This is a genomic window from Nonomuraea sp. NPDC049784 (genome assembly GCF_040659615.1).
In the GTDB taxonomy this organism is placed as follows: Bacteria; Actinomycetota; Actinomycetes; order Streptosporangiales; family Streptosporangiaceae; genus Nonomuraea.
Map to the genome: position 1 here is coordinate 1 of NZ_JBFAMX010000648.1, position 5,619 is coordinate 5,619.

The following is a 5,619-nucleotide window of genomic DNA, read 5'->3' on the forward strand; positions in this document are numbered from 1 at the left end:
CACCGGCTCCTCGGGCACGTCGAGCGCCCGCAGCCCGGCGTACAGTGGTCGGCCCTCGGTCGGCGCGCTGACCGCTGCTCGGGTGGCGAGGTCGGCGGCCCGCACCAGACCGGGCGAGTCGGCAAGCTCTCCGATCATTTGCCGCAGGGCGGCGGTGCTGCCCCGTTCGCGCACGGTGATTGCCTCCTGCGGGGTGATCTTTCCCCACACCCAGGGGATGTGGCGTGCCACCTCGCCGTCGGCGAAGTTGTAGAAGACCGCGTGTACCACCTCGGCCGGTGCCAGCCCCAGCGGTGCGGCCCGGCCCGCGAAGTATCCGTCCCAGTAGTTGCGCATGCCGAGGGCCAGGAACGCCTCGTTCGCCACCTCGGAGAAGGTGACGGTGGCGATCGGCTCGACGAGCTCGAACATGCGGTGGATCTTGGCCTGTGAGTGCTGCTGCATCGGTCGGCATCTCCCTTGGTCGTGACAGCGCCCTCGTGGGCGACCGTTCACCCTGGCTACGAACGACGCGGCCCAGATACGACAACTCCGGTCGATAATTTTCCGGTCGATTCTGCTGGGCAGCGTCGGGGTGTCACCCGGACTCGGTCACCGCTCGGTTGCCGCGGTCTGGTTGCTGGCTGGGCCAGGCTCGGTCCGTAGCCCTCATTTGGATGGGAACTTCTGGAGGAGCGCGCGAGCGACGGCGGGATCAGCCCCGCGGTGGTGTCACGGCGACGGGGCATGCGGCCTCCAACAGCGCCGTCTGGGTGACGGGCCCCACAAGCATCGCGGGCGACGAGCCGACGCCGCGGCTGCCGAGCACCAGCAGCCCACCTCTGCGGAGGCCGCCATCCCCTCCTAGCACGTAGGGCCGTTGGTCCAGCCTGCTTGCGGACCTTCGCCTCTGTCAGGCGTCGCGAGCCGCCGGTGGAATGGAGGTCCGAGCCGTGAAGGAGGTCGCGGTCATGGAAGCCAAACAGTGGACAGTGCAGATCTACCTCAACGAGGACGGCAACGACACCTACGCGCGAGCCGTGCTGACCACCCGGGACGGCACCGGGCCGGCTGGAACCGGCCGGGCCCGCCGCAACCCGGCGGACCCCTCGGTACCGGAGATCGGAGACGAACTGGCGGTTTCACGAGCGCTGGCCGATCTGGCGGAGAAACTCGCTGTCATCTCGCAACACGACATCACGGAGTTCGCCAGTTCCCCGGCCTCGAGCCGTTCATGGTGAGTCCCACTCGCGGACTCGTCTGTCAGCCGGGTTCCATCTGAGGTCTCTGGAAGCGCCAGGACACGTTCAGCTCTGGCGGGTGGACGGCGGCGAGCGCACGCGCCAGCACCTCTTGTGGCGGAGTGCTCGTGTCGATTTCGATCGCGTCCGGCCACGGCGGCATGGTCGCGGTCATGACGGCGGCGATGGTTTCGTCCGCGTCAGAGAGCTCCGGCCGGCGTGTGGTGAGACGGGCGGCGGCGATCTGAGGCATGACGGTGCACAGGAGCGCGACCATGTCGCTCGAGGTGCGGCCGGCCACGTCCACGGCCATGGCCCGATGCCGCTCATCGCTCCAGGACGCGTCCAGAACGACCGACTCACCCTGGCCGAGCAAGAGTTCGGCGCGCGACAGCAGCTCGGCGTAGGTGCGGGCGGTGTGGTCGGGATCGTAGATCCCCTGCCGGTACGACGTGCTCGCGGACTGCAGCGGATCGAGACCGGCCAACTCCTTGCGGATGCGGTCACTGCGCAGCAGCGTGTAGCCGAGCCGGTCGGCCAATGCGCCGCCGAGCGTCGTTTTCCCGCTCGCGGGCGGGCCACCGACCAGCACCAGCGTGACGGCTCCCGCGTGCAGATGGCGCAGCGCGAGCTCGGCCAGCCGCCGCGCCTCCCAGCCGGCATCTATGTCGCCTTGCCCGTGGCGCAGGCAGGCTACTTTTGCGCGGACGAAGGCGCGATACGCGACGTAGTGGTGCCACAGCGCCGTCGGTGCCGGATCGCCGCTGAACTCGACGTACCGGTGCAGGAACAGCTCGGCCAATCGCGGCGCGCCCAGCCATTCCAGGTCCATGGCGAGGAAGGCGGCGTCGTCCAGTCCGTCCACGAAGCGCAGGCGCTCGTCGAACTCCAGGCAGTCGAGGATCCGCGGCCCGTCGTCCAGGCAGAAGATGTCCTCGGCCAGCAGATCGCCGTGGCCGTCGACGATGTGGCCCTCGGCGATGCGCGCCTCGAACAGAGACGTCCTGCCGGACAGGAACCGGAGCGCGAGGTACTCGATCTCGTCCAGCACGCCGGGCTCGATCGGGGCGCCGGGCAGGCCGCGTACCTGCTCGAAACTGTCCGCCCAGCGGGCCCGCAGCGCCTCCGGGCCGCCTTCCCTGTCGATCTGCGGGCCGCGCCGGGCCTTGGCATGCAGTCCGGCGAGCTGCCGCGCCACCGAGCGCAAATACTCGTCCACGGGCTTGCCCACCCGGACGAGCGCGCCCAGGCGGCGCTCGTCGGGCATGCGGCGCATCACGACCAGATGCTCGCAGACCGCGCCGTCCGGGCCGACCACGTCGGCCACGCCCTCGTAGACGTCGGGGGCCAGCCTGCGGTTCAGCTCCACCTCCCGGTGGCAGGCCGCCTGCCTCGCGCGCACGGTGCTGAAGTCGAGGAAGCCGAGGTTGACGGGCTTCTTCAGCTTGTAGGCATGCTCACCGAGCAGGAACACCACGGCGGCATGCGTCTCCTTGATCTGGGTGAACACGAGCCCACCTCCCCTTCTAGTCCAGATCTCGGAGGTCTCCCGCCACCAGGGCCGAAAGACCCTGAGCTGGGAGCCGCCGCGCCAAAGCAGCCAATTCAGCCCCAATGCCCATGACCGGAGTCATGCCAACCGGATCGACCGGTCGTCATCACGTTCTGGACGGTCGTTCTCGTGGCGATTTCCTGATGTGCTTGACCCGGACGACGCCGGGCACGGTGCGGGCGAGCAGGTCTGCGATGTGGTCGGCGGGCTCGTGGGGTGGCCCGGACAGCTCGGCCACGCCGTCGCGGACAGCGACGTCCCAGCATGGGCCGGAGGGGTAGTGCTCGCGCAGCGCGACGATGACCGCCTCGCACAGGTTCTCATCCGAGCGGGCCAGCATCGCCATCAGGTCGCGGCGGCTCACCATGCCGACGATCTCTTGGCCGCGGAGCACGGGCAGGCTCTTGATGTGCTTGCGCACCATGAGGTCGATGGCGGTGTTGACGTCGGTGGTATCAGTGACGGTGACGACATGGGGCGTCATGACTTCCATCACCCGGCGCGGCGGCGGCTCGTGCGCCGCGGGCACGGGACGTACGGTGGCTCGGGGGTCGGGCTCGAACTCCTCGCGCAGCAGGTCCAGCTCGCTGGCCACGCCGACGATGCGGCCGCTGTCGTCGACGACGGGAGCGGCGGTGATGTTGTGGCTGTAGAGGGTCCGGATGGCCCGCCGCACTGGGTCGGTACAGCGGACCGTGACGGCTGGGAGGCTCATGACCTCGCGCACGAGCATGGCTACCTGGCTTCCCACTTGGAGTCGTCGGTCTTCCAGGTGATCTTGTTGATGACGTCGACCACGCCGTTGACCCGGGCGGTCATGCGGGCTGCGATAGCGGCCTCGGTGCGGCGGCCGTTGTAGTTCACGACCGCCAGCCGCTTGACGTCATGGGCCTCCATGAGGCGGGCGGCCGCGACCGCCGACGCATCCGGAGAGATGGTGATCGCGGGGCTGGTCATCAGCTCGGCGGCGGTGTCGCCCTCGGCCTTCCGGCGGCCCTTGGGGTGACGTAGCCGGGCGCGCAGCGGCGGCCGATATCCCTCGCGGTAGAACTCCTCGCGGAACTCCTCCTTGCGCAGCAGGTCGGCCTCGGACACCATGCCGATCACATGGTCGTCGTCGTCCAGCACCGGGACGGCGCTGACGCCGCCGGTGACGAGCGCTTCGGCGATGTCCTTGACCGAGGTGGCGGCGGTGACGAGGACGACTTTGCTGGTCATCACGTCCGCGACGGTCATGCGCATGGCCGGTCGGCTCCTTTCCGGCTTCTGCACGAGGACGCGGGTACCGGCGCGGTCCCGGCGCTCCTCCTTGTCAGTTGCTTTCATCACAGCTCCACGCGAAGGCAGGGCATAGGGCCGGAAGTCCCGAGTGGTCGCGGTCGTTGGTCAGCGCAGTCGCCGCAGCAGGCGATTGCACGGTCTTAAGCGATTTCTGGGACTTTCGACCCGCCTGAGCAGGCCGATCGGCCGATGTCCACGCATGGCCGCCAGGGTGCGGGTTCCTGGTCACCGCAGGGCTGGCCGACTGCCTGGACTTCTTGGAGTCGTTCTCCTTCGACCGCGATGATCTGGTCTACCTCGCCGATGTCGGGAAGTCCCCTTCGGAGACGTTGGATGCATTCAAGAGATTGCGCTTCACCGGGGAAGCGTGGGCGATACCAGAGGGCCATGTGGTGTACGCGGGTGAGCCGTTGCTGGAGGTGACGGTTCCGATCGCCGAACCCCAGCTGGTGGAGACCGTCCTGCTCAACCACATGACCTTCCAGACCAGCGTGGCCACCAAGGCGGCGCGCTGCGTCCTCGCCGCCGACGGTGCCGGCCTGATCGACTTTGCCTTCCGCCGCACGCAGGGCATAGACGCCGCAATGGCCGGTGGCGCGAGCTTGGCCGCACCAGGGTTCAGGCACCTCTGTTCCCGGCGTAATCAGCCGCCGCCGTCACATGCGGGGGGACGTTGGTCCTGGTGGTCAGGGTCGCATGGCACTGGCCTGCCAGGCTGGCCGCACCCAGGCTTGCAGGGATAGGGCAGACGACACAAGACGCTGGAGGCCGACATGAAACGTTCGGCAATAGCGGCGATCGCGGCCGGGGCGACGCTGGCCACCGCGGCGGCGGTGACCGGCATCGCCGGCGCCGTGGCCGACACCACGTCGCCGCCGGCCGCCACCTGGCAGCCGCCAACCGCCCCGCCGACCGGCTGGGGTCCCATGGGGCCGTGCGGCTGGATGCACAACATGTACGTCAGCGACGAGGCCGGCTATCTGACCCACATGGTGGCCCACCACGAAGAAGCAGTCGCGGCAGCCCGGCAACTTCAGCGCTCGAACCGGCCTCAGATGCGCGCCCTGGGCGCCTCGATCGTCACGACGCAGAACGCCGAGATCGCCACCATGAAGGACTGGCTGGCCAAGTGGTATCCGGGGCATCCGGCGGCGCGCGACTACCGGCCGATGATGCGCGACCTGTCCAGGCTGTCCGGCGACGCGCTCGATGAGACGTTCCTGCAAGGCATGATTCCGCACCACATGGTGGCGATCATGATGTCGCAGCAGTTGCTGGCATCCGGACGGGCTGAGCATCCTGAAGTCGCCGACTTCGCCGCCAGGGTACGCGACACGCAGCACGCCGAGATGTTCCAGATGCGCCGCTACCTGGCCGACTGGTTCGGTGAACGGGGCGGGCCCTGTGGAAGGTGGGACAGGCCGGGCCCACACGGGCCGGGCAACATGATGGACTGAGGAGTCCTGCGGCATGGCGGTCACCGGCGCGGCCAGCGCTCTTGACCCGCGCCACGCCGTTGCCCTGCTCGAGGCGTACCGGCGCGCGTGTCGAAGGCCCGCGTCCGAG

At 68.9% G+C, this 5,619-nt stretch carries 6 protein-coding genes and 1 pseudogene; 3 read left to right on the forward strand and 4 right to left on the reverse strand.

All coding sequences use genetic code 11. The annotated features are described in order from the left end of the window. Nucleotides 1-444 (reverse strand): annotated as a pseudogene (locus AB0J09_RS54605) (hypothetical protein); the annotation flags it as partial. Nucleotides 445-950: 506 nt separating this feature from the next. Here AB0J09_RS54605 and AB0J09_RS54610 point away from each other — a divergent pair. Beyond that, nucleotides 951-1,220 carry a DUF1876 domain-containing protein gene (locus AB0J09_RS54610; protein ID WP_360710178.1) on the forward strand — a complete coding sequence of 90 codons (270 nt, stop codon included), beginning with the start codon at nt 951-953 and terminating at the stop codon, nt 1,218-1,220. A gap of 22 nt (nt 1,221-1,242) precedes the next feature. Here the strand turns inward: AB0J09_RS54610 and AB0J09_RS54615 are convergent, their stop codons facing one another. From AB0J09_RS54615 to AB0J09_RS54625, 3 genes are all read right to left on the reverse strand, one after another. Next, nucleotides 1,243-2,730 carry an AAA family ATPase gene (locus AB0J09_RS54615; protein ID WP_360710180.1) on the reverse strand — a complete coding sequence of 496 codons (1,488 nt, stop codon included), beginning with the start codon at nt 2,728-2,730 and terminating at the stop codon, nt 1,243-1,245. 148 nt (nt 2,731-2,878) lie between these two features. Then, nucleotides 2,879-3,523: a CBS domain-containing protein gene (locus AB0J09_RS54620; protein WP_360710182.1), complete on the reverse strand. Its 645-nt coding sequence runs from the start codon at nt 3,521-3,523 to the stop codon at nt 2,879-2,881. Then, nucleotides 3,508-4,098 carry a CBS domain-containing protein gene (locus AB0J09_RS54625; protein WP_360710184.1) on the reverse strand — a complete coding sequence of 197 codons (591 nt, stop codon included), beginning with the start codon at nt 4,096-4,098 and terminating at the stop codon, nt 3,508-3,510. The genes AB0J09_RS54620 and AB0J09_RS54625 overlap by 16 nt, the downstream gene beginning before the upstream one ends. A 176-nt stretch (nt 4,099-4,274) precedes the next feature. Between AB0J09_RS54625 and AB0J09_RS54630 the strand changes: the two genes are divergently transcribed. Together AB0J09_RS54630 and AB0J09_RS54635 are read left to right on the forward strand one after the other, a co-directional pair. Further along, nucleotides 4,275-4,796, forward strand: a complete 522-nt coding sequence (locus AB0J09_RS54630; protein ID WP_360710188.1) for a hypothetical protein — start codon at nt 4,275-4,277, stop codon at nt 4,794-4,796. Nucleotides 4,797-4,826: 30 nt separating this feature from the next. Beyond that, nucleotides 4,827-5,510 (forward strand): DUF305 domain-containing protein, encoded by a 684-nt coding sequence (locus tag AB0J09_RS54635; protein ID WP_360710186.1) that lies wholly within the window; start codon nt 4,827-4,829, stop codon nt 5,508-5,510. Nucleotides 5,511-5,619 lie beyond the last annotated feature (109 nt).

Coding starts and splice junctions, on each gene's coding strand:
- AB0J09_RS54610 (WP_360710178.1), top strand. CDS start 951: ATGGAAGCCAAACAGTGGACAGTGCAGATCTACCTCAACGAGGACGGC.
- AB0J09_RS54625 (WP_360710184.1), bottom strand. CDS start 4,098: ATGAAAGCAACTGACAAGGAGGAGCGCCGGGACCGCGCCGGTACCCGC.
- AB0J09_RS54635 (WP_360710186.1), top strand. CDS start 4,827: ATGAAACGTTCGGCAATAGCGGCGATCGCGGCCGGGGCGACGCTGGCC.